The sequence below is a fragment of the Streptomyces sp. NPDC057694 genome (assembly GCF_042799415.1).
In the GTDB taxonomy this organism is placed as follows: Bacteria; Actinomycetota; Actinomycetes; order Streptomycetales; family Streptomycetaceae; genus Streptomyces.
The window spans coordinates 120987-145671 of sequence record NZ_JBHVIX010000008.1; the positions used below are offsets into that span (position 1 = coordinate 120987).

Genomic DNA, 24685 nt, shown 5'->3' on the forward strand with positions numbered 1-24685 from the left:
CTCTCCTCGTCGTACGGGGCGATGGCGCCGCGTCATAGGGGTGCGGGCGAAGGGATCAGGCGGCGGAGCGCGTCCCGGCCGTGTCCCGCAGCCGGGTCAGCTCGGCCTCGGTGAGCCGGTAGCGGGCCAGCAGCGGAAGGCTCAGGAGCAGCAGCACGGCGGGCAGCACGCCGAAGCCGGTGACGATCGCGGTGAGCGCCGAGCCGGGCTGCGCCACCCGGTGGTCGGCGTCGGACGAGACGAAGTCGCCCAGGGAGAGCACGAGCCCGAACAGGCCGGGCCCCAGGGCGAGTCCGAGCGTCTCCCCCGCGGTCCACAGCCCGGTGAAGACGCCCGCCCGGCGCCGGCCGCTGGTGTACGCGTCGGCGGCGATCGCGTCGCCGAGCATGGCGAGCGGCAGCATCTGCATGCCCGCGTACCCGACACCGGCCAGGGCCACGGACACGTAGATCAGGGCATCGGGAAGCTGGCGTCCCGCGGCCGCGCCCGCCGCGCCGACCAGGAAACAGAGCGAGGCGCCGACGGCCGCGTCGCGCTTGCCGGTGCGGCGGCCGACGGCGAGCCACAGGGGCATCGCGAGCAGCGACGGCACGATGAGACAGGCGAAGAGGACGGTCGTGGCGCTCGGCCGGTCCAGGATGTACGTGGCGAAGTACTGGGTCCCGGCGAGCATCAGGCCGGTCGCGGCGGCCTGCACCACGAAGGCGGCGAGCAGCCAGGCGAAGGGTGCGTTGCCACGGGCGGCTCGCAGCTGGGCGAGCAGGCCAGAGCCTGTCTCGCACCTGGGCTCACCGGTGGTCCGCACGACGCTCCGGGCGCCGGCCGTCGCGCCCACGGCGGCGAGCATGCCGCAGGCGAGGACCACGCCGACCACCAGGCCCATCAGCCGGTAGCCGCCCGCGCTCCCCCGGTCGTCGGCCGTGGACCCCGCGAGCATCGGCGCGACGGCGCCCGCCAGCAGGATCGCCACGGCGAGGAAGGCGACGCGCCAGGACATGACGCGGGCCCGCTCGTCGGGGTCGTCGGTGAGTTCCGCGGGCAGGGCGACGTACGGGACCTGGAAGCAGGCGTACGCGGAGGCCGTCAGCAGGAAGAGCACGGCGACGTAGGCGGCGGCAGGACCGCCTTCGAGACCGCCGGGCGCCGCGAACATGGCGGCGAAGCAGAGCGGCATGGTGACGGCGCCGAGCAGCATCCAGGAGCGGCGCGGGCCGAAGCGGGAGCGGGTGCTGCGGTCGGACAGGCTGCCGATCCACGGGTTGAGAACCACGTCCCACGCCTTGGGGAGGAAGACGAGCAGTCCGGCGAGGCCCGCACCGACGCCGAGCACATCCGTCAGGTAGTAGAGCAGCAGCAGACCGGGGACGGTGCCGAAGGTGCCGGTGGCGAAGGAGCCGAGGCCGTAGCCGATCCGGACCCGGGCGGGGAGGCCTGTTGGGGACATGGCGTGAACCTACGCAGGATCCCCGGGAACGCACCAGGCCCGAAGCAGAACAATGTTCAAGTTCTACTTCGGGCCTGCGAGCTCGGCTCGAACGACTGCGGCTTTTATGCCTCGTCGCGGCGCAGCGAGGGCTTCAGGTCCTTGAAGCGGGCCAGAAGACCGTTGATGAACGCCGGAGAGTCGTCCGTGGAGAACTCCTTGGCCAGCGAGACGGCCTCGTCGAGCACCACGGCGTCCGGAGTCCCGTCGACCCAGATCAGCTCGTAGGCACCGAGCCGCAGGATGTTGCGGTCGACGACGGGCATCCGGTCGAGGGTCCAGTCGACGGAGTACTGCGAGATCAGCTCGTCGATGCGGCGCGCCTTGGGGGCGTACCCCTCGACCAGCTCCATCGTGTACTCGCTGACGGGCGGCTGCTGCGGGTCGCTGTGCGAGTTCTTGACCCAGTCGGCGAGGACCGTCACGACGTCGGCGCCGCGCTGGTCGGCCTCGAAGAGGATCTGGAAGGCTCGCTTGCGGGCCGTGTTACGGGCGGCCACGGTTAGCTGTTCACCCGGCCGAGGTAGCTGCTGTCACGGGTGTCGACCTTGATCTTCTCGCCCGTGGTGATGAAGAGCGGGACCTGGATCTGGTGGTCCGTCTCCAGCGTGGCGGGCTTGGTGCCACCGGTGGACCGGTCGCCCTGGACGCCCGGCTCGGTCTCCTTGACGACCAGCTCGACGGCGGCCGGCAGCTCGACGAAGAGCACCTCGCCCTCGTGCTGGGCGACCGTGGCGGTGAAGCCCTCGATCAGGAAGTTGGCGGCGTCGCCGACAGCCTTGCGGTCGACCATGAGCTGGTCGTACGTCTCCATGTCCATGAAGACGAAGTAGTCGCCGTCCATGTACGAGAACTGCATGTCGCGCTTGTCGACAGTGGCCGTCTCGACCTTGACGCCGGCGTTGAACGTCTTGTCGACGACCTTGCCGGAGAGCACGTTCTTGAGCTTGGTGCGCACGAAGGCAGGGCCCTTGCCGGGCTTGACGTGCTGGAACTCGACGACGGACCAGAGCTGGCCCCCGTCGAGCTTGAGCACCAGGCCGTTCTTGAGGTCGTTCGTGGAAGCCACGGTTGCGGAATCTCCTGGACTGACGTGGACGACCCCGGGTCCCGCACACAGCCCTTGGGGGCTAGAGCGCGAGCAGCTCCTTGGTCGTGATGGTGAGTAGCTCGGGTCCGCCGTCCGCCTCGGGGCGAACGACGAGCGTGTCATCGATCCGGACGCCGCCCCGGCCCGGGAGGTGGACCCCCGGTTCGACGGTGACCGGCACACAAGCGTCAAGTTTACCCATGGCGGCGGGGGCCAACTGCGGGTCCTCTTCGATTTCGAGGCCCACCCCGTGTCCGGTCAGCTGCGCGAGTCCGTCACCATACCCTGCGGAGTCCAGTACGTGACGGGCGGCCCGGTCCACCTCACGGCACTCCACACCGGGCACGAGGCTCTCCCGGCCGGCCCGCTGAGCTGCGAAGACGAGGTCGTACAGCTCGATCTGCCAGTCGGCGGGCGAGGTCCCGATGACGAAGGTGCGGCCGATCTCGCAGCGGTAGCCGCGGTAGGTGGCGCCCAGGCACACGGAGAGGAAGTCGCCCTCCTCGACCCGTCGGTCGCCGGGCCGGTGCACTCCGATGCCGGAGTTCGGTCCCGTACCCACCGAGGTGGGGAAAGCGGGCCCGTCGGCGCCGTGATCGACAAGTCGACGTTCCAGTTCCAGGGCGAGATGCCGCTCGGTGCGGCCCACGAGGATCGATTCGAGGAGTTCGCCCAGCGCCTGGTCGGCGATCTCGGCGGCGATCCGCAGACAGGAGATCTCCTCCTCGTCCTTGATCAGGCGCAGCTGCTCGACGGCCCGGTTGAGATCGGCCAGGCGCAGCCCGGGCGCGACGGAGCCGAGCGCCCGGTGCCGGGCCACCGTCAGATGGTGCTCCTCGACGGCGAGCGAGTCGGCGCCCCGGGCGGCCGCCACGTCCGCTGCGGCGACGGCCGCGTCCCCGGCGGGCGCGGACAGCACCTGCACCCGCAGGTCCTCGTCGGCGCGGCCCTCGGCGGGCTGCCCGCTCGGCGGCCGGGCGCACAGCAGCGTGTCGTCGCCGCCACCGGGCTCCCGGCCCAGCAGGAGCACCGCGCCGGGCGGTGCCGCTCCGGCGAGATAGCGGACGTTGGCGGGCTGCGACACGAGGGCGGCCGCACTGCCGCCCGCTGTCGCACGCTCTCTGAGCCGGTCCCGTCGGGCCGCGTACACCTCTGCCATGAGGCCGAGCGTACGAGCGGGCGCCCGACCCGGCCGGTTCAGCGCGTCCGGACGGGCGTCGGTGCCCGCGTTCCCCGAGGTCCGGGAGGGGGATCAGGGGTGACGATTCACCACTGGGGCGGGCTCGCGATGGCCCGGGCGAGCACATCGTCGAGGACCTGCGCGGTGCCGGGCACGTCGAGCTGCGAGTTGTCGATGATCGGCAGGCCCGAGCCGTACCAGCCGGCCATCCGGCCGTGGATCCGGGCGACCTCTTCGTCGGTCAGCCGGCGATTGCCGCTGCGCTGGGCGTTGCGCTCCAGGACGATCTCCAGGCCCGGCAGCAGGACGACGGGCAGCAGCCCGGGCCCCACGTGCCGCTTCCAGCCACCGAGGCCGACGACCGGCCGGTCGGGGAAGACGGCGTCGTCGAGGATGCAGGAGATCCCGTTCGCCAGGAAGTTGCGCGCGGCGAAGCCGCAGGTGCGGCGGGCCAGGCGGTACTGCGCCTCGCTGTAGTCGTTCCACCCGGTCTGCGGGTCGGCGAATCCCGAGCGGACCCATTCCCGTACGTCGTCGAGGCTGATGTGGGCCGTGGGGACACGGCGGCACTCCGCCCAGTACTTGGCGACGCTGGTCTTGCCGGCGCCCGCGGGACCGATCAGCAGGACCGCGAGGGTGGTGGCGCTCGGGTCGGCGGGGGCCTGCGCGGGCGGCGGGCTCGGCACGGCGACCGGGCCGCCGGGCGGCAGCTGCACATGCCCGGTGGTGTCCCGGTGCGGCACCGGCGGGTGCGGGTGCGGCGGCGGCGGGACCGGCGGGTGGTGCGGGGCGCCGGTGAAGCCGGGCGCGCCGGGCTGCTGCTGCGCCTGGCTCCCGGCGGTGGCCGGGCCCGGGCCCGGGCCGTGCCCCGGCTGATGGGGCGGTGGCAGCGGAGACCCCACTGCGTGCTGCATCCGGTGCCACTCCGTCTCGTACAACCGTCAGGGAGGCGTCGGCGAACCGAGCGCTATCGAACGGTACCGTCCCGGGCCGTCGTTGTGTGAACGGCCCGGGCGGCAGCAAAGTGCCCGGTGCTCAACGAGCGGGGCTATTCGGCCACTTCACCGTAGGCGGCGAGCAGGACGGCGGGGTCCGGGCCCTCCAGGACGGTGGGCTTGCCGAGGCCGTCGAGGACGATGAAGCGCAGCAGGTCGCCGCGCGACTTCTTGTCGACCTTCATGGTCTCGAGCAGCTTGGGCCACTGGTCGTAGCGGTAGGACAGCGGCAGTCCCACCGACTCCAGGACGGTGCGGTGCCGGTCGGCGGTGGCGTCGTCCAACCGCCCGGCCAGACGGCCGAGTTCGGCGGCGAAGTGCATGCCGACGGAGACGGCGGCGCCGTGCCGCCACTTGTAGCGCTCGTTCTTCTCGATGGCGTGGGCGAGCGTGTGCCCGTAGTTGAGGATCTCGCGCAGGCCCGACTCCTTCAGGTCGGAGGAGACCACCTCGGCCTTGACCTTGATGGCGCGCTCGATCAGCTCGGAGGTGTGCGGCCCGGCGGGCGTGCGTGCCGCCTGCGGGTCCTCCTCCACCAGTTCCAGGATCCGCTCGTCGGCGATGAATCCGGCCTTGATGACCTCGGCGAGCCCGGACACGTAGTCGTTGACCGGGAGCGAGTCGAGGGCGGCCAGGTCGCACAGCACGCCGGCCGGCGGATGGAAGGCGCCCACGAGGTTCTTGCCCTCGGCGGTGTTGATGCCGGTCTTGCCGCCGACCGCCGCGTCCACCATGGCGAGCACGGTGGTCGGGATGGCGATCCAGCGCACCCCGCGCAGCCAGGTCGCGGCCACGAACCCGGCGAGGTCGGTGGTCGCGCCGCCGCCGACACCGACGATGACGTCGGAGCGCGTGAAGTTCGACTGGCCGAGCGCCTTCCAGCAGTAGGCGGCGACCTCGGCGGTCTTGGCCTCCTCCGCGTTCGGCACCTGGATGGCGACGGCCTCGAAGCCCTGGTCGGCCAGGTCGGCACGGAGCGCCTCCCCGGTCTCGGCCAGCGCCTCGGGGTGCAGGACGGCGACCCGCTTGACCCGGTCGCCGATCAACTGGCCCAGCTCGCCGAGGAGCTGACGGCCCACCAGTACCTCGTAGGGGTCGGTGCCCGCGGTGCCGCCGACCTGGATACGGGTGATCTGCTCGCTCATGCCTGCTTCAACTCCAGTGCGTCGAGGACGGCGGCTGCGACCTCGTCGGGTGTGCGGCCGTCGGTGGCCACGACCACCCGGGCGACCTCGGTGTACAGATGGCGGCGCGCCTCCATCAACTCCCGCCACTGCTTACGGGGGTTGACGGCGAGCAGCGGCCTCGCCACGTTCAGTCCGGTCCGCTTGACGGCTTCCTCGACGTCCATCGAGAGGAAGACGACCGGGTGCCCGTCGAGCAGCGCCCGGGTGTCGGCGTCCAGGATCGACCCGCCGCCCAGCGCGAGGATCCCCTCGTGCCCGGCCAGCGCCGTGGCGACGGCCGCCTTCTCGATGGCGCGGAAGCTCTCCTCGCCCTCGTCGACGAAGATGTCCGCGATGGTCCGGCCCTGTGCGGCCACGATGTCGTCGTCGGTGTCCCGGTAGGAGCAGCCGAGCCGCTCGGCGAGCAGCGCGCCCACCGTCGACTTGCCCACGCCCATGGGCCCGACGAGGACGATCCTCGGCCCGCTCACCGGATCTGGAGGTTGTCGAGGTAGGACCGCACGTTGCGCCGGGTCTCGGGGACGCTGTCGCCGCCGAACTTCTCGGCGACGGCGTCCGCGAGGACGAGGGCGACCATGGCCTCGGCGACGATGCCGGCGGCCGGCACTGCGGAGACGTCGGAGCGCTGGTGGTGGGCCTGCGTGGCCTCGCCGGTGGCGACGTCGACGGTCCTCAGGGCGCGCGGCACGGTCGCGATCGGCTTCATCGCGGCGCGGACCCGCAGCAGCTCACCGGTGGACAGGCCGCCCTCGGTGCCGCCGGCCCGCCCGGAGACCCGGCGGATGCCCTCGCCGGTGTTGACGATCTCGTCGTGGGCCTGCGAGCCCGGCACCCGGGCCAGGTCGAAGCCGTCACCGATCTCGACGCCCTTGATGGCCTGGATGCCCATGAGGGCGCCCGCGAGCCGGGCGTCGAGCTTGCGGTCCCAGTGCACGTGCGAGCCGAGGCCCACCGGCACGTCGTAGGCCAGCACCTCGACGACGCCGCCGAGGGTGTCGCCGTCCTTGTGGGCCTGGTCGACCTCCGCGACCATCGCCTTCGAGGCGACGGCGTCCAGGCAGCGCAGCGGGTCGGCGTCGAGCTTCTCCACGTCGGCCGGCGTCGGGTACACGTTGGCCGGCGCCTTGACGGAGCACAGCTCGACGACGTGGGAGACGATCTCGATCCCGGCGGTCTCCTTCAGGTACGACCGGGCGATCGCGCCGAGGGCCACCCGGGCCGCGGTCTCCCGTGCGGAGGCTCGCTCCAGGATGGGCCGGGCCTCGTCGAAGCCGTACTTCTGCATGCCCGCCAGGTCGGCGTGGCCGGGCCGGGGCCGGGTCAGCGGCGCGTTGCGCGCGAGGTCCTTGAGGATCTCGGGGTCGACGGGGTCGGCCGCCATGACCTGCTCCCACTTCGGCCACTCGGTGTTGCCCACCATGACCGCGACCGGGGAGCCCAGCGTCAGGCCGTGCCGGACGCCGCCCAGGAAGGTGACCTCGTCACGCTCGAATTTCATCCGCGCGCCGCGGCCATAGCCGAGGCGCCGCCGTGCCAGGTGGTCCGCCACCATCTCCGTGGTGATCGGAACGCCGGCGGGAAGTCCCTCCAGCGTCGCGACAAGTGCGGGTCCGTGCGACTCTCCCGCGGTCAGCCAGCGCAACCTGCTCAACGGTGCTCCTCATGCTCACGCTCTGCGTAACGGCTCTGCGGGCGGCGCCGGACGGCACATGTGCCCGGCCCACCGCGCGTCCTCTGATCCTCCCATGCCCGGCCAGGGGCTCGTCCCGGTGTCCGCCTTGCGGACGTCGGGTGAGACGGGGAACACGCGGGCGAAGGTCAGCCGAGCGACTTCCAGGCCGCCTCGCGCATCGCGCCGAGCACCGGGCGGGTGTCCCCGGTGAACTGTTCGAACTGGAAGACAGCCTGGTGCACGAGCAGGTCGAGGCCGCTGAGCACGGGTCCGCCGCGCTGCTGCCAGGCCGCCGCGAGGGGGGTGGGCCACGGGTCGTAGATCACGTCGAACAGCGTGCCCACGCGCGCGGGCACCGCGTCGACCAGGTGGTCGGTGCCGCCCTTGGGTGTCGTCGATATGACCAGGGGCGCCTCGAAGGCGCGGGCCGCGTCGTCCCAGGCGGCGATGCGCACGGGGACGCCGAGCTTCTCGCCCCAGCCGCGCATCTCGTGGGCCCGCTGCCGGCTCCGGACGTGGACGACGACCTCGCCCGTGCAGATCCGGGCCAGCGCGGCGAGCGCCGAGGACGCCGTGGCGCCCGCGCCGAGGATCGCGGCGGACTCGACCTTCTCGACGCCCTGCTCGTGCAGCGCGGCGACCAGCCCGGGGATGTCGGTGTTGTCACCGGTGCGCCGCCCGTCGGCGTGGAAGACGACGGTGTTCACCGCCTCGACCGACGCGGCGGTGTCGGTGACCCCGTCGAGCAGCGGGATCACCGCACGCTTCAGCGGCATCGTCAGCGACAGACCGGCCCACTCCTCGGCGCCGAGGCTCCGGAAGAATCCGGGCAGCGCCGCCTCGTCGACGTCGAAGCGGTCGTACGTCCAGTCGTCCAGGCCGAGTGCCCGGTACGCCGCGGTGTGCAGCTGCGGCGAGAGCGAGTGGGCGATCGGGGAACCGAGGACTGCCGCTCTGCGCGCGTCAGTTGCCCTGCTGGCTGGCATTGAACTTGTCCTTGAGCCTCTCGAATTCGGCGTTGGTCTTGGCGAACTCGGTCTTGTGCATACCGTCCGTCGCCACGAAGTACAGCCAGCCGTCGCTCGTCGGGTTGAGCGTGGCCTTCAGCGCCTCGTCTCCGGGGTTGCCGATCGGGCCGGGCGGAAGACCCTTGTGGTAGTAGGTGTTGTACGGGTCCGGGTCGCTGTTGATCTCGGACTCGCCGATGTCGATGTTGCTCTGGCCCTTGGCGTAGTTGTACGTCGAGTCGAACTGGAGCTTGCCGACCGTCTCCATGTTGCTGGGCTTGAGCCGGTTGAACACGACCTCGGCCATCTTGCGGAAGTCGTCGTGGGTCTTGCCCTCGGCGTTCACGAGGCTGGCGACGGTGAGCAGCTGCCACGGGCCGTCGAGGTTGAACTTCTTGGCCTGGCCTTCGAGGTCGAGGGTCTTGTAGCTCTCGTCGGCCCGCTCGACCATCTGCTTGAGCGCGTCCTCGGGCTTCATGCCCTTGGCGATCGCGTAGCTCCCGGGCAGCAGGAACCCTTCCAGCGGGTCCTTCACGTCCTTGTGGTTGAGCGCCCAGGACGGCAGGCCCATGTCCTTGTAGCCGCTCTTGGCGGCCTTGGCGGTCGTGCCCTTCGAGACCTTCAGCTGTTTGTCGACCGCGGCGTAGATCTTGGCGTTCCGCCAGCCCTCGGGAATCTTCAGATTCGCGTGGCTCGTCGGGCTGAGCATGGACTTGACCGCGCTCGCCCCGGACATCTCCTTCTCCAGCACGTACGCGCCCGCCTGGATCGTCTTGCCCTGCGGGTTCGCCGACTGGGCCGCGACGAAGGCGTCGACGCTCTGCACGACACCGGCCGCCTTGAGCTTCTGGCCGATGGTGTAGCCGTCGGAGCCCTTGTCGATGACGACGCTGACCGTTTCGCCGTTGCCGTCGCCCGAGAAGTCCGGCGCCGAGCCGAAACGGTCCTGGTAGAACTGGTAGCCGAAATAGCCGACGCCGCCGACACCGGCCGCGAAGATCACCGTGAGCACCAGGCAGGCACAGCCGCTGCGGCGCTTCTTCGGTTTGCGGCCGCCGCGCCGCGCACCGCGGTCGTCGCCCTCGTCGTCGTCATCGCCGCCGCCGTTGAAGAACGCGTCCTCGCCCTGGTCGGGGCCCGCGTCCCACTCGGTCTGCGGCTCGGGCGCGCGTCGGCGGCCCGGCGGCTCCGGCGGCGGGTAGGCGTCGGGGGTGCTGTAGTAGTCCGGCTGTTCGCCGCTGTTGTACGCGGCCTGGTGGCCGGTGTTGTAGGGGTCCGTGGGGTCGACGCCGTACGGGACCTGTCCCTGGCCGCTCTGATCCCAGCCGCCCTGGCCCTGCTGGTGACCGCCGTACCCCTGCTGCCCGTAGCCCGGGTCCTGTCCGTATCCCTGGCCCTGGCCCTGGCCGTACCCCTCCTGGCCCTGGCCGTACCCCTGGTCCTGGCCGTAACCGGCCCCCTGGCCGTAGGCGGGATCCTGGCCGTAAGCAGGGTCCTGGCCGTAGCCGTTCCCGCCCTGCTGCCGGCCGTGGCCCCAGTCACCGCCGTACGTCTGCTGCGGCTGCTGCGGGTCGTAACTCCCCTGGCCGCCGTAGGCAGGCTGGCCGTGCGCGGCCTGCTGCTCCCACCCCTGGTCCCCGTACAACGGGTCCGCGGGGTGCCACGGTTCGGAGCCTTGGCCCCGGCCATAATCAGTCATCGGTCCCCTACAAGCCGCGAGGCGGGGAGGACCCGGTCCCCTCCGGTTCGGAGGGCAACCGTTCCGCCTCTTGATGCTGTGCGGCAGCTGTTCGAACGCCGCCGATCGCGCGGAACGTTACCGTATCGCGATCAGACAACCACTTCGACGCCCTCGCCAGGGGCGTTTCCTGACGCCCGTTCGGACTCCAGGGCCTGCTGAAGGATGACCACGGCGGCCGCCTGGTCGATGACAGAACGGCCCTTTTTGGACTTTACGCCGCTGGCGCGCAGGCCCTGACTGGCCGTCACTGTGGTCATCCTCTCGTCGAGGAGCCTCACCGGAATGGGCGCGATGCCCCGCGCCAGCTCCTGGGTGAAGCCACGGACCTTGGCGGCGGCAGGCCCCTCGCCTCCCTTGAGGGAGCGGGGCAGTCCGACGACCACCTCGATCGGTTCGTACTCCTCGACGAGCTGCTTCAACCGCCGGTGGGCGGCCGGGACGTCGCGTCCCGGCACGGTCTCCACCGGAGTCGCGAGGATCCCGTCGGGGTCGCAGGACGCGACCCCGATCCGGGCGTCCCCCACGTCGATCGCCAGCCGGCGGCCTCTGCGCATCAGTTCGCGGTCTCCCCGACGAGGCGCTCGACGGCGTCGATGGCGTCACCGATCGCGGCCGGGTTCTGGCCGCCGCCCTGCGCGACGTCCGGCTTGCCGCCGCCACCGCCGCCGAGGGTCTTGGCCGCCGTACGGACCAGGTCGCCGGCCTTGAGGCCGCGGTCGCGGGCCGCATCGTTCGTGGCGATGACCGTGAGCGGCTTGCCGTTGACCGTCGTGAACAGCGCGACGACCGCGGGACGGCCGCCCTGGATGCGGCCGCGGACGTCGAGGACCAGCTTGCGCAGGTCGTCGGCGCTCGTGCCGTCGGGCACCTGGCCGGTGACGAGGGCGACACCGCGGACGTCCTTGGCGGAGTCGGCGAGACCGCCGGCGGCCGCCAGGACCTTCTCGGCGCGGAACTTCTCGATCTCCTTCTCGGCGTCCTTCAGCTTGCCGAGCATCGCGGAGATCTTCTCCGGCAGCTCCTCGCTGCGGCCCTTGACCAGCTCCTGGAGCTGGGCGACGACCGTGTGCTCCTTGGCCAGGAAGTTGTACGCGTCGACGCCGACCAGGGCCTCGATACGGCGCACGCCCGAGCCGATGGACGACTCGCCGAGCAGCTTCACCAGACCCAGCTGGGCCGTGTTGTGGACGTGCGTGCCGCCGCACAGCTCCTTGGAGAAGTCGCCGATCGTGACGACACGCACCCGCTCGCCGTACTTCTCGCCGAACTCGGCGATGGCGCCCTGCTTCTTCGCCTCGTCGATCGACATGACCTCGGCCTGCACGTCGAGCTCGCGGGCCAGGACCTCGTTGATCTTCTGCTCGACGTCCGTCATCACGGCCGTGGGCACGGCGGACGGCGAACCGAAGTCGAAGCGGAAGCGGCCCGGCTGGTTCTCCGAACCGGCCTGCGCGGCCGTCGGGCCGAGCGCGTCGCGCAGCGCCTGGTGGGTCAGGTGCGTGGCGGAGTGCGCGCGGGCGATGGCCCGGCGGCGCGTCACGTCGATGATCGCCTGGGCCGGAGCGCCGACGGTCACCTCGCCGACCTGGACGACGCCCTTGTGGACGTAGACGCCCGGGACCGGCTTCTGGCAGTCGCGGACCTCGACGACCGCGCCGTTGTCCAGCTTGATGCGGCCGGTGTCGCCGATCTGGCCGCCGCCCTCGGCGTAGAACGGAGTGCGGTCGAGGACGACCTCGACCTCGTCGCCCTCGGTCGCGGCAGGCGAGGAGACGCCGTTGACCAGCAGGCCGACGACGGTCGACTCGCTGTCCAGCGAGGTGTAGCCGATGAAGTCGGTGGCACCGGCGGCGTCCGCGATCTCGCGGTACGCGCCGACGTTGACGTGACCGGTCTTCTTGGCCTGGGCGTCGGCCTTGGCGCGCTCCCGCTGCTCCTTCATCAGGCGGCGGAAGCCGTCCTCGTCCACGGACAGGCCCTGTTCGGCGGCCATCTCCAGGGTGAGGTCGATCGGGAAGCCCCACGTGTCGTGCAGCAGGAACGCCTTGTCGCCGGCGAGGACCGTGCCGCCCTCGGCCTTGGTCTCGGTGACGGCGGTGTCCAGGATGTTCGTGCCGCCCTTGAGGGCCTTGAGGAACGCGGCCTCCTCGGCGAGCGCGACCTGCTCGATGCGCTTGCGGTCGGTGATCAGCTCCGGGTACTGCAGCCCCATCGTGTCGATCACGACGTCGAGCAGCTCCTGCGCGACCGGTCCGGTGGCGCCGAGGATGCGCATGTTGCGGATGGCGCGGCGCATGATGCGGCGCAGCACGTAGCCACGGCCCTCGTTGCCGGGGGTGACACCGTCGCCGATGAGCATCGTCGAGGTGCGCATGTGGTCGGCGACGACGCGCAGCGCGACGTCCGACTCGTGCTTGGCACCGTAGGCGACACCGGTCAGCTCGGTGGCCTTGTCGATGACGACGCGCAGGGTGTCGGTCTCGTACATGTTCTGCACGCCCTGCAGAATCATGGCGAGGCGCTCCAGGCCGAGACCCGTGTCGATGTTCTGCGACGGCAGGTCACCGAGGATCTCGAAGTCGTCCTTGCCGGTACCGGCGCCCCGCTCGTACTGCATGAAGACCAGGTTCCAGATCTCCACGTAGCGCTCGTCGTTGACCGCCGGGCCGCCCTCTTCGCCGAACTCGGGGCCGCGGTCGTAGTTGATCTCGGAGCACGGGCCGCACGGGCCGGGGACGCCCATGGACCAGAAGTTGTCCTTCTTGCCCAGGCGCTGGATGCGCTCCTTCGGTACGCCGACGACCTCGTGCCAGATGCGCTCGGCCTCGTCGTCGTCGAGGTAGACGGTGATCCAGAGCTTCTCCGGCTCCAGGCCGTAACCACCCTTGTCCTGGGGGCTGGTGAGCAGCTCCCAGGCGTACTTGATGGCGCCTTCCTTGAAGTAGTCGCCGAAGGAGAAGTTGCCGCACATCTGGAAGAACGTGCCGTGGCGGGTGGTCTTGCCGACCTCTTCGATGTCCGGCGTGCGCACGCACTTCTGTACCGAAGTAGCGCGCGGGGCGGGCGGCTTGACCTCACCCAGGAAGTACGGCTTGAACGGGACCATGCCCGCGGGGACGAGCAGCAGAGTCGGGTCGTCGGCGATGAGCGACGCCGAGGGCACGACCTTGTGGCCACGCTCCTCGAAGAAGCTCAGCCAGCGGCGACGGATTTCAGCCGACTCCATCAGTGGTCCTCATTCCGGTTGTCGTACGCGTTGCGCGCGTTGTACTCGATGGGCTTGGGTTGCTTGACGCTGGAGGTGTTCTGCACGATCGCGAAGCGGCGCTGCGCGGGCAGTTCGCCCTCGTCCGGCTCGCTCAGGCCCAGCGCGTCGCCGAGCTGGGCCTCGCGCTCGGCCATGTTGTCGCGGACGTCGAGGGCGAAGTCCTTGAGGCGGTGGCCCGCTTCGACGGCCTTGTTCGCGGCCTGGGCGGCGAGGCTCTCCGGCGTCAGCTGCTTGATCTTGCGGTTGACCTTGGTGGTGGCCCACACGCCGGCGGCTGCGCCCGCGGTGAACCAGAACGTACGGCGGAACATAGCTGTGGTCAGTCCCTCTTGTTCCGGTTGGCCCGCTTGGCGCGGCGCGACTCCGGGATCGCACGGCCCACGATCACGGTACGGCGGGTCTGCTTGGCGGGCGCTTCCTTGCCGCGGCCGCCGATGGCCCGGCGCACCCCGTAGCCGAACGCGGCCACCTTGACCAGCGGGCCGCCGAAGGTGGAGGCCACGGTGGAGGACAGCGCCGACGCGTTCGACGTGACTTCCTGCACGTCCGAGGCGATCGCGTCGACCCGGTCGATCTGGGTCTGCGCGGAGCGCACCGCCGCCGAGGCGTCCGCGAGCAGCGGAACAGCCTGGTCGGTCACGTCCGCGACGAGCTTGGTGGTCGCCCTGAGCGTCTGGGCCAGCCTCGCGAGTGCCACCGCGAGGAAGGAGACCAGGATCGCCCAGAAGACGGCCACCAGGATCCCGGCCACCTCTCCACCGGACACTTGGCACCGCTCCCTGGTTGTCTGCTGAGGCTGTCTGCTGCCGCACCACTGCTGAACATCGAAAAGTCGTCCCCCGAGCCTATCGCGCCCCGCCCCGCGCTCCGCACCGCATTCCCCTCGGTACCGCCGCACTTTGATCGAACCGATTGCACGGAGTGCGTACGGATGAGTACGCTCCGTATCTCATGCCTTCCACTCCGCGCCCCGACCGCACGTCCGCCGGTCCTCCGCACCCCGGCAACCTCCCCCATGAACTGAACCGTTTCGTCGGGCGGGCCGCCGAACTCGCCGCCCTCCAGGAGTCCCTGGCCGCCGCCCGTCTGGTCACGGTCACCGGGGCCGGCGGGGTCGGCAAGTCCCGGTTCGCCGCGCACGCGGCCACGCTCATCCCGCGGGATCTGTGCGCCGACGGGGTGTGGCGGGTGGAGCTGGCGGCGGTGCGCCGGTCGGAGCTGGTGGAGTACGCGCTCGCCGAGGCGCTGGGCCTCACCGACCACACGACCCGGCCCCCGCGCCAGGTCCTGGTCGAGCATCTCGCCGGGCGCACCCTCGTGCTGGTCCTGGACGGGTTCGAGCACCTGGTCGACGCGTGCGCCCGTCTCGTACGGGACCTGCTGCGCGCGGCGCCGGGCCTGCGGGTGCTCGCGGTGGGCCGCCGGCCGCTCACGCTGGACGGCGAGCGGCTCCTGCCGCTGGCGCCGCTGCCGGTCGAGGACGCGGCCGAGCTGTTCACCGACCGGGCCGCCGCGCTGCTGCCCGGCTTCCGGCTGGACGACGGCAACCGGGACGACGTACGGGAGGTGTGCCGCCGCCTGGACTGCCTGCCGCTCGCGGTGGAGCTGGCGGTGGGGCGGCTGCGGGCGCTGTCGCCCGCGCAGCTGGCGGAGCGGCTCGACGACCGGTTCCGGCTGCTCACGGGCGGTGTGCGGGACGCGCTGCCGCGCCATCAGACCCTGCGGACGACCATCGGCTGGAGCCACGAGCTGTGCACGGCGCAGGAGCGGCTGCTGTGGGCGCGCCTTTCCGTCTTCTCCGGCTCGTTCGACCTGGAGGCCGCCGAGTACATCTGCAGCGGCGACGGGCTGCACGCGGACGCGCTCCTCGACGTCCTTCAGGAACTCATCGGCCAGTCCGTCGTGACCCGCGAGGAGGCGCCGGCCGGGGTGCGCTACCGGATGCTGGACACGGTCCGCGCGTACGGGGCCGAGTGGCTGGACGGCATCGCCGACGCCGAGCGGATGCGGCGCAGGCACCGCGACTGGTACATGGGGCTCGCGACCTGGTGCGAGCTGGACTGGTTCTCCCCGCGGCAGGGCGAGGTGGCGGCCCGGATCGACGGCGAACTGCCGAATCTGCGGGCGGCTCTCGAGTTCTGCCTGAACGAGCCGGGCGAGACGCATCTGGCCCAGTACCTGGCGGGCACGCTGTGGTTCTACTGGGCGGGCTGCGGACATCTCGCGGAGGGGCGGCACTGGCTGGAGCACAGCATCGAGCTGGACGCCCCGGGCGGCGAGCACTCCGAGTCCGGGTACCCGGACTCCCGGCTGAAGGCGCTGTGGGTGCTCGGCTATGTGGCGATCCTCCAGGGCGACACGGTGCCCGCCCTCGCGGCGCTGCAGGAGTGCCGCGAGGAGGCGGAGCGCACGGGCAACACGACGGCGCTCGCCTACGCCGTGCACCGCACCGGCTGCCTGGCCCTGGTCTCGGACGACGTGCCGCGCGCCGAGCGCCTGCTGCGCGACTCGCTCACCCGCTACCGCGAGATCGGTGAGCTCAACAGCAATGTGCTGATGGGGCAGGTGGAGCTGGCGATGGCGCTGGCGTTCCGCGGCGAGCTGGCGCAGGCCGTCGCGCTGTGCGAGGACGTACGGCAGGTGTGCGAGGACCACGGGGAGCGGTGGACCCGGGCGTACGCGCTCTATGTGCTCGCGTACGCCCAGTGGACGGAGGGCGAGCCGGCCGCGGCCCGGCGGCTCCTGGAGGAGTGTCTGACCATCGACCACGAGTTCCGCGATCTGCTCGGCACCGTGCTGGCGATCGAGCTGCTCGCGCTGGTCACGGTGGCGCAGGGGGACGCCGCGGAGGCGGCGGTGCTGCAGGGCGCGGCGGGCAGGATGTGGCCGTCGGTGGGGCTTCGGCTGTTCGGCTCGGGGCACTACAACGTGCCGCACGAGCTGTGCGAGTCGCGGGCCCGCGAGGCCCTGGGCGACGCCCGGTTCGAGGAACTGACGCGCGTCGGTGAGCTGCTGGGCCACGACGAGACGGTGGCGCGGGCGCTCGGCGGTGGGCCTCCGACGTCCACCGTCACGGTGCCGCGGCCGGCCCGCGCGCTGCCCCCGGAAAAGCGGAAACCCGCCGCCTCCCCCACCGCGAACGGCGGGGAGACGACGGGCTGAAACGCAGGTGAGACTACGTCCGCTGGTCGGTCAGCGGGCGTAGTACTCGACGACGAGCTGCTCGTCGCAGATCACGGGGATCTCCTTGCGGTTCGGGTCCCGGTCCAGGCGGAAGGCCAGGGCCTTCAGGTTCACCTGGAGGTAACGCGGGGTCTCGCCCTCGGGGGCGAAGCCACCCTCACGCGCGACCTGGAACAGCGGCTTCTCGCGGCTGCGCTCGCGGACCATCACGACGTCGTCGGGACGGACACGGAACGAGGGCTTGTCGACCTTCTGGCCGTTGACCTCGATGTGGCCGTGGACGACCATCTGGCGCGACTGGTAGATCGTGCGGGCGATGCCCGAACGCAGCAGCAGCGCGTCGAGACGACGCTCCAGCTCGATGACCAGGGCCTCGCCGGTCTTGCCTTCGGCCTTCTTGGCGCGGTCGTAGGCACGAGCCATCTGCTTCTCGCTGATGTCGTACTGCGCGCGCAGACGCTGCTTCTCGAGCAGACGGACCTTGTAGTCCGAGTTCTGCTTGCGGCCACGGCCGTGCTCGCCCGGCGGGTAGGGGCGGGCCTCGAAGTACTTGACGGCCTTCGGGGTCAGCGCGATGCCGAGGGCACGCGACTTCTTGACCTTGGGGCGGGACTGGTTCGCCATGAACCAAACACCTCATGTTTTCGATGCGAATACGGCTTCACCAGGGTTTGGGAGGTCGCATCCGCAGCCCGGGAAACCCCTCCATCACGAGGATGGACAGGCAGCCGCTCCCGGATACTGGGCACATACGTGCAGCACGCGAGTGGCCCACCGACCTGGTCCCGGAAACCCGGGAGGGTGGTGGGCCGCCCGCGACACCTTCGAAGGTGCGCGACGCTCCTGGATCCCCTGTGCCTCGCGGTTCGGGGGATCCGGCTTGATGTCCCGCTCTGGTGACGCCCTGTCTCCCTTTCGGGACACCGGGCACAGGACACAGCACTTCGGGGAAGTCTACCGGATGGCTCAGCGGCAGCTTGCCAGCAGGTCCTGGAGGGCCTGCTTCTCCGGCGCGGTGACGGTCAGCGCGTACTTGGTCTTGATGCCGGTCCAGCGCCGTCCGTACTCGCACCAGAACGCCTTGTTCGCCGGTTTCCACTTGTCCGGGGTCTTGCTGCTCTTCTCGTAGTTCGCCGTCTTGTCGGCGGCCAGCAGCACATCGAGGTCGTTGGCGTAGGTGAGCCGCTTCTTCGGTGTCCAGGCCCAGGCCCCGGCCCGCCAGGCGGCGCCGAGCGCGACCACGTGGTCGGTCTGGATCTGGGAGGCCCGGCGGTAGTAGTAGGGCAGGTTCTTGCCGGTGTACGGGTCGTGCAGGGTGCCGGAGATCACCACGCAGCGGTTGCGGTCGCCCTCGCGCAGGTCGTCGAGGTCGCGGCGCAGGACGTCGTCGCGGGTGTCACAGCCGTTGCGCCCGCCCGGGGCGTCCACGTCGTCGCTCCACCCGTCGCCGAACTCGCTCCTCTTGTACGTCTGCCAGTTCTTGCCCCAGGCGACGGCGAGGGTGTTCAGCTGGGCCTTGGCCTGCGCCGCGGTGGGCGGAAATCCCTGACTCAGGGCTACCGCCGTCGCCGGGCCCTTCGCCTCCTCGCTCCCGCACGCCGCCGCGCTGAGCAGCAGGGCTGCGGTGACGGTTGCCGTGAGGGTTCTGCGGCGGGGGCTGCGCATGGGGTGAGCCTAGGCGGGCCTGCGCCGCGGTGCCCGCCGGGCGGGTCCCGCGTTGTCGTTCCTGTGCGGGCCGGTGGGGGCTGGTCGCGCAGTTCCCCGCGCCCCTGGGTCCGTTGTCAGCTGACGGCCGGTGGCCTCTTCTCGCGCAGTTCCCCGCGCCCCTGAGGCAGTCGCTACGCGCCGCCTCCCCTTGAGGCTGCGCTTCGCGCGCCTCTGATGGGGGCGGGTGGCGCGCCTTGATGGAGATAGCGCACGAAGTGCGCATCTCTAGGGGCGCGGGGAACTGCGCGAGAAGCGGCCACCGGCCCGCACACGAATAACGACCCGAAAAGGGGCGCGGGGAACTGCGCGACCAGCCACGACGCGACCGCACTCGGTGATGAAACGGTCAGGCCCCGGAGTCGCCCCGCAAGCGCTCGCGGACCCGCTCGACCACATCGGCGTACCGCGCCTCGGCCCCGTAGCGCGTCGGCTCGTAATACCGCCGGCCGGCAATGGCGTCCGGCGCGTACTGCTGCGCCGCGATTCCCCCGGGGACGTCATGGGGATACACGTACCCCTGCGCATGCCCCAGCTTGGCGGCGCCCTTGTAGTGCCCGTCCCGCAGATGGGCCGGCACCGGCCCGGCAAGACCCTTGCGGACGTCCTCCATGGCGGCCCCGATCGCGGTCGTCGCCGCGTTCGACTTCGGGGCCAGCGCGAGCGCGATCGTGGCGTGGCTCAAGGTCAGCGCGGCCTCCGGGAAGCCGATCATGGCGACGGCCTGCGCGGCGGCGACCGCCGTGGGCAGGGCCGTCGGGTCGGCGAGGCCGATGTCCTCGCTGGCGGAGATCATCAGCCGCCGGGCGATGAAGCGCGGGTCCTCTCCGGCCTCGATCATGCGGGCCAGATAGTGCAGCGCCGCGTCGACGTCCGAGCCGCGGATGGACTTGATGAGGGCGCTGGCGACGTCGTAGTGCTGGTCGCCGTCACGGTCGTACTTCACCGCGGCGCGATTGACCGTCTCCTCGACGCTTTCGAGGGTGATGGCCTCCTCGCTCTTGGCGAGAGCGGCACCGGCGGCGGCCTCCAGGGCGGTGAGCGCACGCCGGGCGTCCCCGCCCGCGACGCGCAGCAGATGCTCCTCGGCGTCCTCGGCCAGCGTCACGGCCCCGCCGAGCCCGCGCTCGTCCGTGAGCGCCCGCGCGAGCAGCCCGCGCAGGTCGTCGTCGGTCAGCGGCTCCAGGGTCAGGAGCAGGGAGCGGGAGAGCAGCGGCGAGATGATCGAGAAGTACGGGTTCTCCGTGGTCGCCGCGATGAGCGTCACCCAGCGGTTCTCGACCGCTGGCAGCAGTGAGTCCTGCTGGGCCTTGCTGAAGCGGTGGATCTCGTCGAGGAAGAGGACGGTCTCCTTGCCGTGCCCGCCCAGCGCGCGCCGGGCGCCCTCGATGACGGCCCGGACCTCCTTCACACCGGCGGTGATCGCGGACAGCTCAACGAACCGCTTGTTCGTCGCCTTGGAGACGACGTACGCGAGGGTCGTCTTGCCGATGCCGGGCGGACCCCAGAGGATCACCGACGACGCGCCCGCCGGTCCGCCGCCGCCCTCGCCGACCAGGCGGCGCAGCGGCGACCCCGGCTTGAGCAGATGCTGCTGCCCGACGACTTCGTCGAGGACGCGCGGGCGCATCCGGACGGCCAGGGGACTCGCGGACGGGTCCTTCTCCTGGCGTTCCTCGGCTGCGGCGGTGAAGAGGTCGGGTTCCACGGACAAAACCCTAAGTCACCGCACTGACAACCCCGCCGGGAGGCGTCAGGCCCAGAGCTTGTCGCCCCAGCGCGTGAGGATCAGCACGGCGATGATGCCGATGTGCAGGACGGGCAGCGCCCAGGTGAAGTCCGCGAAGAACGACTTCAGCCAGCGCGGGGCCGGCAGGAAGTCGTTGCGGATGTTGGACGACGTGACGTACCAGAACATCAGGATCGTGGCGACCCAGGCCAGGCTGCACCACAGGCACAGCGCGTTGATCCGGTACAGGGACTGGAACTGCAGCCAGGTCACGAAGCCGACGCCGAACAGGCAGCCCGCGTTGAACGTCAGCCAGTACCAGCGCGGGAAGCTGACCCGCGCGAGCAGGCTCATGCCGACACAGATCACGACGGCGTAGGCGGCCAGGCCCAGCATCGGGTTCGGGAAGCCGAAGACCGACGCCTGGTCGCTCTTCATGATGCTGCCGCAGGAGATGACCGGGTTGATGGAGCAGCCCGGGATGAAGTTCGGGTCCTCCAGCAGCTTGAACTTGTCCAGGGTGATGACCCAGGCCGCGAGGAGCCCGGCCGCTCCTGTGATCACCAGGAGCAGTCCGAACCCACGGCTGCCGCCGACCGTGCGTGGGGCGCCCGCGGTGTCGATGCCGCGGGAGACGCTGTCGCTGTCGCTTGCTGTGGTCGTCTTGCTCATCACGCCGATCCGTAAGTGAGAGAGGGGGCCTGCGGGAACGCTCATTCTGCCGTACGGGCCAGGGGGTCCACTGTTCGATGGACATAAGGATGTACGTCCGTTGGGCCCGGAGCGCTCGGTTCGGGGGGACGCTCGGTGTCATGACCCCACAGACAGCGGAACTCGCGGTGGACGTACGGCGGCTGCGCAAGCAGTACGGCGACGTGACCGCCGTCGACGGCCTCGATCTGACGATCCGTACCGGAGAGGTCTTCGGCCTGCTCGGACCGAACGGCGCGGGCAAGTCCACGACGGTGGAGATCCTCCAGGGCAACCGGTCCCGGGACGGCGGTGAGGTGACCGTGCTCGGCGCGGACCCGGACAGCGCGGGCCGCGCCTGGCGGGCGCGGGTCGGCATCGTCTGGCAGGACGAGTCGGCGCCCGCCGAGTTGACGGTGCGCGAGACCGTACGGCACTTCGCCCACTACTACCCGGCGCCGCGCGACCCGGACCGGGTCATCGAGCTGGTGGGTCTGGGGAAGAAGGCGAACGCCCGGATCAAGTCGCTCTCGGGCGGGCAGCGGCGCCGTCTCGACGTGGCGCTCGGTGTCATCGGCGATCCGGAACTGCTGCTCCTGGATGAGCCGACGACCGGGTTCGACCCGGCGGCCCGGCGGCAGTTCTGGGAGCTGATCCGGATGCTCGCCGCCGAGGGCACCACGATCCTGCTGACCACGCACTACCTCCAGGAGGCCGAGGCGCTCGCGCAGCGGCTCGCGGTGATCGCGTCCGGCCGGGTCGTGGCGGAGGGCGCCCCGGCCGAGCTGCGCGAGCGCTACGGCACCCGCGCCACCGTCGAATGGACCGAGCCCGACGGCTCCCCGCGCAGCGAGCACACGGACACCCCCACCCGCACGGTCGCCGAGCTGGCGCGGCGGTTCGACGGCGAGATCCCCGGCCTGCGGGTCGGCCGCCCGACGCTGGAGGACGTCTACCTCCGGCTCACCGGACAGGAACAGGAGACAGGGCGATGACGACCACGACACTGGCGGGCACGGAGGCGCGGCAGACCGAACGGCTGCCGGGCGCCTGGAAGTTGGGGCTGCGGCGCGGCGCACTGGAGATCAAGCAGTTCTTCAGGCTGCGGGAGCAGGTGGTGTTCACCTTCGCCTTCCCGGTCGTCTTCCTGTTCCTGTTCGCGTCGATCTTCAGCGACGACGTGCGGGGCGCGGGCATCACCGCCTCTCAGCTGTACGTCCCCGCGATGATGGCGGCGGGCATCATGTCGACGAGTTTCCAGTCGCTCGGCATTGCCATCGCCATCGAGCGCGACGAGAAGGTGCTGCGCCGACTGCGCGGTACGCCGATGCCACCGGCCGCGTACTTTCTGGGCAAGGTCTGGCTCGTGCTGGTCACGGGCCTGCTGGAGACGGCGGTCCTGCTGGCCGTCGGCACGGCGTTCTACGGCGTCGCCCTTCCGTCGAGCCCGGCCAAGTGGGTGACGTTCGCCTGGCTGTTCCTGCTCGGCATCACGGCGTGCGCGCTGCTCGGCATCGCGGTCGGTTCCGTACCGAAGTCCGGCAGGAGCGCGACCTCCGTCGTCGTTCTCCCTTTCCTGGTGCTGCAGTTCATCTCCGGGGTCTACATATCGATCGACACCATCCCGGACTGGATGCTGAACATCGGGGCGCTGTTCCCGCTGAAGTGGCTGTGCCAGGGGCTGCGCGGGGTGTTCCTGCCGGACTCGGCGCATGTCCTGGAGCAGGCGGGCAGCTGGGAACTCGGCAGGACGGCTCTGGTGCTGGGTGCCTGGTGCGTCGGAGGATTGGTGCTGTGCCTGCTGACCTTCCGCTGGAAGAACCGACACGCCGGGTGAACGCCCGGACCGAGCCGCGGGGAGAGCACGTCTGGACCCGCACCTTCCGGCTCTGGGACACCTACTTCGCGATCGTGTGGCTGGCCACTCTGGTGTTCGTGCTCGGCACGGCCGAGCCCGCATGGCCCGTCCGGCTGGGCACGGGGGGGCTGCTCGTCCCGCTCGTCCCCTGGTACGTGGCCTACGGGCGGACCGTACTGATGACCGAAGGGGTGAACGAGAGACGGGCGGTGACGTACATCGCGGGAGCCGTGGCGATGTACCTGATGCCGGGTGTGCTGGTGGGCGAGACACGGCTGATGGCGTTCGCCCTCGTCCCGCAGTGCTTCATCGGGCTGCGCTACCGCAGGGCCATGATCGCGGTCACCGTCGTCAATCTCGCGCCGGTGGTGGGCTGGGCGCTGCTGTGGGACATCGACGGCCAGGATCTCTTCTTCAACTCGGTGTTCGCCGTGGTGACGCTCGTCTTCTCGGCGGCGCTCGGCGGCTGGACGATCCGGATCATGGACCAGAGCCAGGAGCGGGCAGAGCTGATCGCGGAACTGGACGCGAGCCGTGAGGAGGTCGCCCAGCTCTTCGCCGACCGCGGGGCCCTGGCCGAGCGCGAGCGGATGTCGCGGGAGATCCACGACACCCTCGCCCAGGGCTTCACCAGCGTCCTGATGCTCGTCCAGGCCGTCGAGGCCGAACTGACGACGGACGTCCCGCAGGCCCGCCGCCACCTGGCGTTGATGGCGGACACCGCGCGGCAGAACCTCGCGGAGGCCCGGGCGCTCGTCGCGGGCGGCGCCCCCGTCGACCTGGACGGCGCGACCCTGCCCGACGCGCTGCTCCGGCTCGCGGCCCGGCACGGGGCCGAGGTCGAGGTCAGCGGCGCGGCCCGGCCGCTTGCGCCCGGCCTGGAGGTGGTGGTGCTGCGCGGCTGCCAGGAAGCCCTGTCCAACGTACGCAAGCACGCGGCCCCCGACACGACCGTGCACGTCCGACTCGCCTATACGGCGGCGGACCTGACCCTCGTCGTACGGGACGCGGGGCCCGGCTTCGCGCCGGGCGCGCCCGGCGACGGCTTCGGCCTGCGCGGGCTGCGGGCGCGCGTCGCCGAGGTCGGCGGCACCGCCGTCGTCGACAGCACGCCGGGCGCGGGCACCACCGTCACCGTCCGGCTCCCGGTACCCGAGAGGACCCTTTCGTGATCCGTATCCTGCTCGCCGACGACCATCCCGTGGTGCGCGAGGGCCTGCGCGCCATGCTCGACGCCGAGCCGGACCTGACGGTCGTCGCGGAGGCGTCGAACGGTCCGCGGGCGGAGGCGCTCGCCGCCGAACTCGCTCCGGACATCGTCCTGATGGATCTGCGGATGCCCGGCGGCGACGGGGTCGAGTCGATCGTGCGGATGACGGCGGCCGGGCTGCCGTGCCGGACGATCGTGCTGACGACGTACGAGACGGACCGGGACATCCTGCGGGCCGTCGAGGCGGGCGCCGCCGGCTATCTGCTCAAGGACCTGGCACGGGCCGAGCTCGCGGGCGCCGTGCGTGCCGCCGCGCGGGGCGAGACCGTGCTCGCGCCCTCCGTCGCGGCGCGGCTCGTGGACCAGCTGCGGACGAATCCTGAGCGGCCCCGGCTGTCCGAGCGGGAGACGGCGGTGCTTCGGCTGGTCGCCGACGGGTGTACGAACGCCGAGATCGGGCGGCGGCTGCATGTCGCCGAGTCGACGGTGAAGACCCATCTCCTACGGGCGTTCGGCAAACTCGGGGTGGACGACCGGACGGCGGCCGTCACCAGCGCGATGCGGTTCGGGTTGCTGGAATAGGGGTCCGTCGTCGGGCGCGGCTCTCGTCGTGGCTGGTCGCGGGGGGTCCCCCCCCCCCCCCCCCCCCCAACACCCCCCCCCCCCCCCCCCCCACACCCCCCCCCCG

Annotated in this window: 23 protein-coding genes; 5 read left to right on the plus strand and 18 right to left on the minus strand. The window is 71.2% G+C overall.

Going from position 1 to position 24685, the window contains the following annotated elements; translation table 11 throughout:
• Positions 1-55: 55 nt before the first annotated feature.
• The 14 genes from ACFVDP_RS19855 to ACFVDP_RS19920 all read right to left on the minus strand — a co-directional run bounded on the left by ACFVDP_RS19855 (position 56) and on the right by ACFVDP_RS19920 (position 14389).
• Positions 56-1444: an MFS transporter gene (locus tag ACFVDP_RS19855; protein ID WP_383491151.1), complete on the minus strand. Its 1389-nt coding sequence runs from the start codon at positions 1442-1444 to the stop codon at positions 56-58.
• 104 nt (positions 1445-1548) lie between these two features.
• Positions 1549-1983 (minus strand): transcription antitermination factor NusB, encoded by a 435-nt coding sequence (gene nusB, locus ACFVDP_RS19860; RefSeq protein ID WP_383491153.1) that lies wholly within the window; start codon positions 1981-1983, stop codon positions 1549-1551.
• Between the two features lie 2 nt (positions 1984-1985).
• Positions 1986-2552 carry an elongation factor P gene (gene efp / locus ACFVDP_RS19865; protein WP_361546783.1) on the minus strand — a complete coding sequence of 189 codons (567 nt, stop codon included), beginning with the start codon at positions 2550-2552 and terminating at the stop codon, positions 1986-1988.
• Positions 2553-2613: 61 nt separating this feature from the next.
• Complete coding sequence (locus tag ACFVDP_RS19870; protein ID WP_383491156.1) at positions 2614-3732, minus strand: aminopeptidase P family protein; 1119 nt, start codon at positions 3730-3732, stop codon at positions 2614-2616.
• 107 nt (positions 3733-3839) lie between these two features.
• Positions 3840-4667 carry a Pro-rich N-terminal domain-containing protein gene (locus tag ACFVDP_RS19875; RefSeq protein WP_383491158.1) on the minus strand — a complete coding sequence of 276 codons (828 nt, stop codon included), beginning with the start codon at positions 4665-4667 and terminating at the stop codon, positions 3840-3842.
• Positions 4668-4801: 134 nt separating this feature from the next.
• On the minus strand, positions 4802-5893 hold the full coding sequence (gene aroB / locus ACFVDP_RS19880) for a 3-dehydroquinate synthase (RefSeq protein ID WP_383491160.1): 1092 nt from the start codon (positions 5891-5893) through the stop codon (positions 4802-4804).
• A complete protein-coding gene (locus tag ACFVDP_RS19885) occupies positions 5890-6372 on the minus strand; it encodes a shikimate kinase (protein WP_383491491.1) in 483 nt (160 codons plus the stop codon). Before ACFVDP_RS19885 ends, aroB begins: the two co-directional genes overlap by 4 nt.
• Positions 6373-6401: 29 nt before the next feature.
• Positions 6402-7586: a chorismate synthase gene (gene aroC, locus ACFVDP_RS19890; RefSeq protein ID WP_383491162.1), complete on the minus strand. Its 1185-nt coding sequence runs from the start codon at positions 7584-7586 to the stop codon at positions 6402-6404.
• Between the two features lie 167 nt (positions 7587-7753).
• Entirely contained in the window at positions 7754-8593 is an 840-nt protein-coding gene (locus tag ACFVDP_RS19895) for a shikimate dehydrogenase (RefSeq protein ID WP_383491164.1), read from the minus strand.
• Positions 8571-10313 carry an endolytic transglycosylase MltG gene (gene mltG, locus ACFVDP_RS19900; RefSeq protein ID WP_383491166.1) on the minus strand — a complete coding sequence of 581 codons (1743 nt, stop codon included), beginning with the start codon at positions 10311-10313 and terminating at the stop codon, positions 8571-8573. Before mltG ends, ACFVDP_RS19895 begins: the two co-directional genes overlap by 23 nt.
• 131 nt (positions 10314-10444) lie before the next feature.
• Positions 10445-10909, minus strand: a complete 465-nt coding sequence (ruvX, locus tag ACFVDP_RS19905) for a Holliday junction resolvase RuvX (RefSeq protein WP_383491168.1) — start codon at positions 10907-10909, stop codon at positions 10445-10447.
• Positions 10909-13581, minus strand: coding sequence for an alanine--tRNA ligase (alaS, locus tag ACFVDP_RS19910; RefSeq protein WP_383491170.1), 2673 nt, complete (start codon positions 13579-13581; stop codon positions 10909-10911). Before alaS ends, ruvX begins: the two co-directional genes overlap by 1 nt.
• On the minus strand, positions 13581-13934 hold the full coding sequence (locus ACFVDP_RS19915; protein ID WP_383491172.1) for a DUF6167 family protein: 354 nt from the start codon (positions 13932-13934) through the stop codon (positions 13581-13583). Before ACFVDP_RS19915 ends, alaS begins: the two co-directional genes overlap by 1 nt.
• A gap of 8 nt (positions 13935-13942) precedes the next feature.
• Positions 13943-14389: a DUF948 domain-containing protein gene (locus ACFVDP_RS19920; protein WP_383491174.1), complete on the minus strand. Its 447-nt coding sequence runs from the start codon at positions 14387-14389 to the stop codon at positions 13943-13945.
• Between the two features lie 185 nt (positions 14390-14574).
• On the opposite strand from ACFVDP_RS19920, the gene ACFVDP_RS19925 reads away from it, so the two are divergent.
• A complete protein-coding gene (locus ACFVDP_RS19925; protein WP_383491176.1) occupies positions 14575-16785 on the plus strand; it encodes an ATP-binding protein in 2211 nt (736 codons plus the stop codon).
• A gap of 30 nt (positions 16786-16815) precedes the next feature.
• Here the strand turns inward: ACFVDP_RS19925 and rpsD are convergent, their stop codons facing one another.
• The 4 genes from rpsD to ACFVDP_RS19945 all read right to left on the minus strand — a co-directional run bounded on the left by rpsD (position 16816) and on the right by ACFVDP_RS19945 (position 20911).
• Positions 16816-17430 carry a 30S ribosomal protein S4 gene (rpsD, locus tag ACFVDP_RS19930; protein ID WP_018534860.1) on the minus strand — a complete coding sequence of 205 codons (615 nt, stop codon included), beginning with the start codon at positions 17428-17430 and terminating at the stop codon, positions 16816-16818.
• A gap of 342 nt (positions 17431-17772) precedes the next feature.
• Complete coding sequence (locus ACFVDP_RS19935) at positions 17773-18471, minus strand: DUF1524 domain-containing protein (protein ID WP_383491178.1); 699 nt, start codon at positions 18469-18471, stop codon at positions 17773-17775.
• 388 nt (positions 18472-18859) lie between these two features.
• Positions 18860-20218: a replication-associated recombination protein A gene (locus ACFVDP_RS19940; protein ID WP_383491180.1), complete on the minus strand. Its 1359-nt coding sequence runs from the start codon at positions 20216-20218 to the stop codon at positions 18860-18862.
• A 45-nt stretch (positions 20219-20263) separates the two neighbouring features.
• Entirely contained in the window at positions 20264-20911 is a 648-nt protein-coding gene (locus ACFVDP_RS19945) for a vitamin K epoxide reductase family protein (RefSeq protein ID WP_383491182.1), read from the minus strand.
• A gap of 140 nt (positions 20912-21051) precedes the next feature.
• On the opposite strand from ACFVDP_RS19945, the gene ACFVDP_RS19950 reads away from it, so the two are divergent.
• Genes ACFVDP_RS19950 through ACFVDP_RS19965 form a run of 4 tightly spaced genes read left to right on the plus strand, consistent with a single transcriptional unit; the run spans position 21052 to position 24579 of the window.
• Entirely contained in the window at positions 21052-21924 is an 873-nt protein-coding gene (locus ACFVDP_RS19950; RefSeq protein WP_383491184.1) for an ABC transporter ATP-binding protein, read from the plus strand.
• A complete protein-coding gene (locus ACFVDP_RS19955) occupies positions 21921-22766 on the plus strand; it encodes an ABC transporter permease (protein ID WP_383491186.1) in 846 nt (281 codons plus the stop codon). Before ACFVDP_RS19950 ends, ACFVDP_RS19955 begins: the two co-directional genes overlap by 4 nt.
• Positions 22724-23959 (plus strand): sensor histidine kinase, encoded by a 1236-nt coding sequence (locus ACFVDP_RS19960; RefSeq protein WP_383491188.1) that lies wholly within the window; start codon positions 22724-22726, stop codon positions 23957-23959. The genes ACFVDP_RS19955 and ACFVDP_RS19960 overlap by 43 nt, the downstream gene beginning before the upstream one ends.
• Positions 23956-24579, plus strand: coding sequence for a response regulator (locus ACFVDP_RS19965; protein WP_383491190.1), 624 nt, complete (start codon positions 23956-23958; stop codon positions 24577-24579). Before ACFVDP_RS19960 ends, ACFVDP_RS19965 begins: the two co-directional genes overlap by 4 nt.
• Positions 24580-24685: the final 106 nt, after the last annotated feature.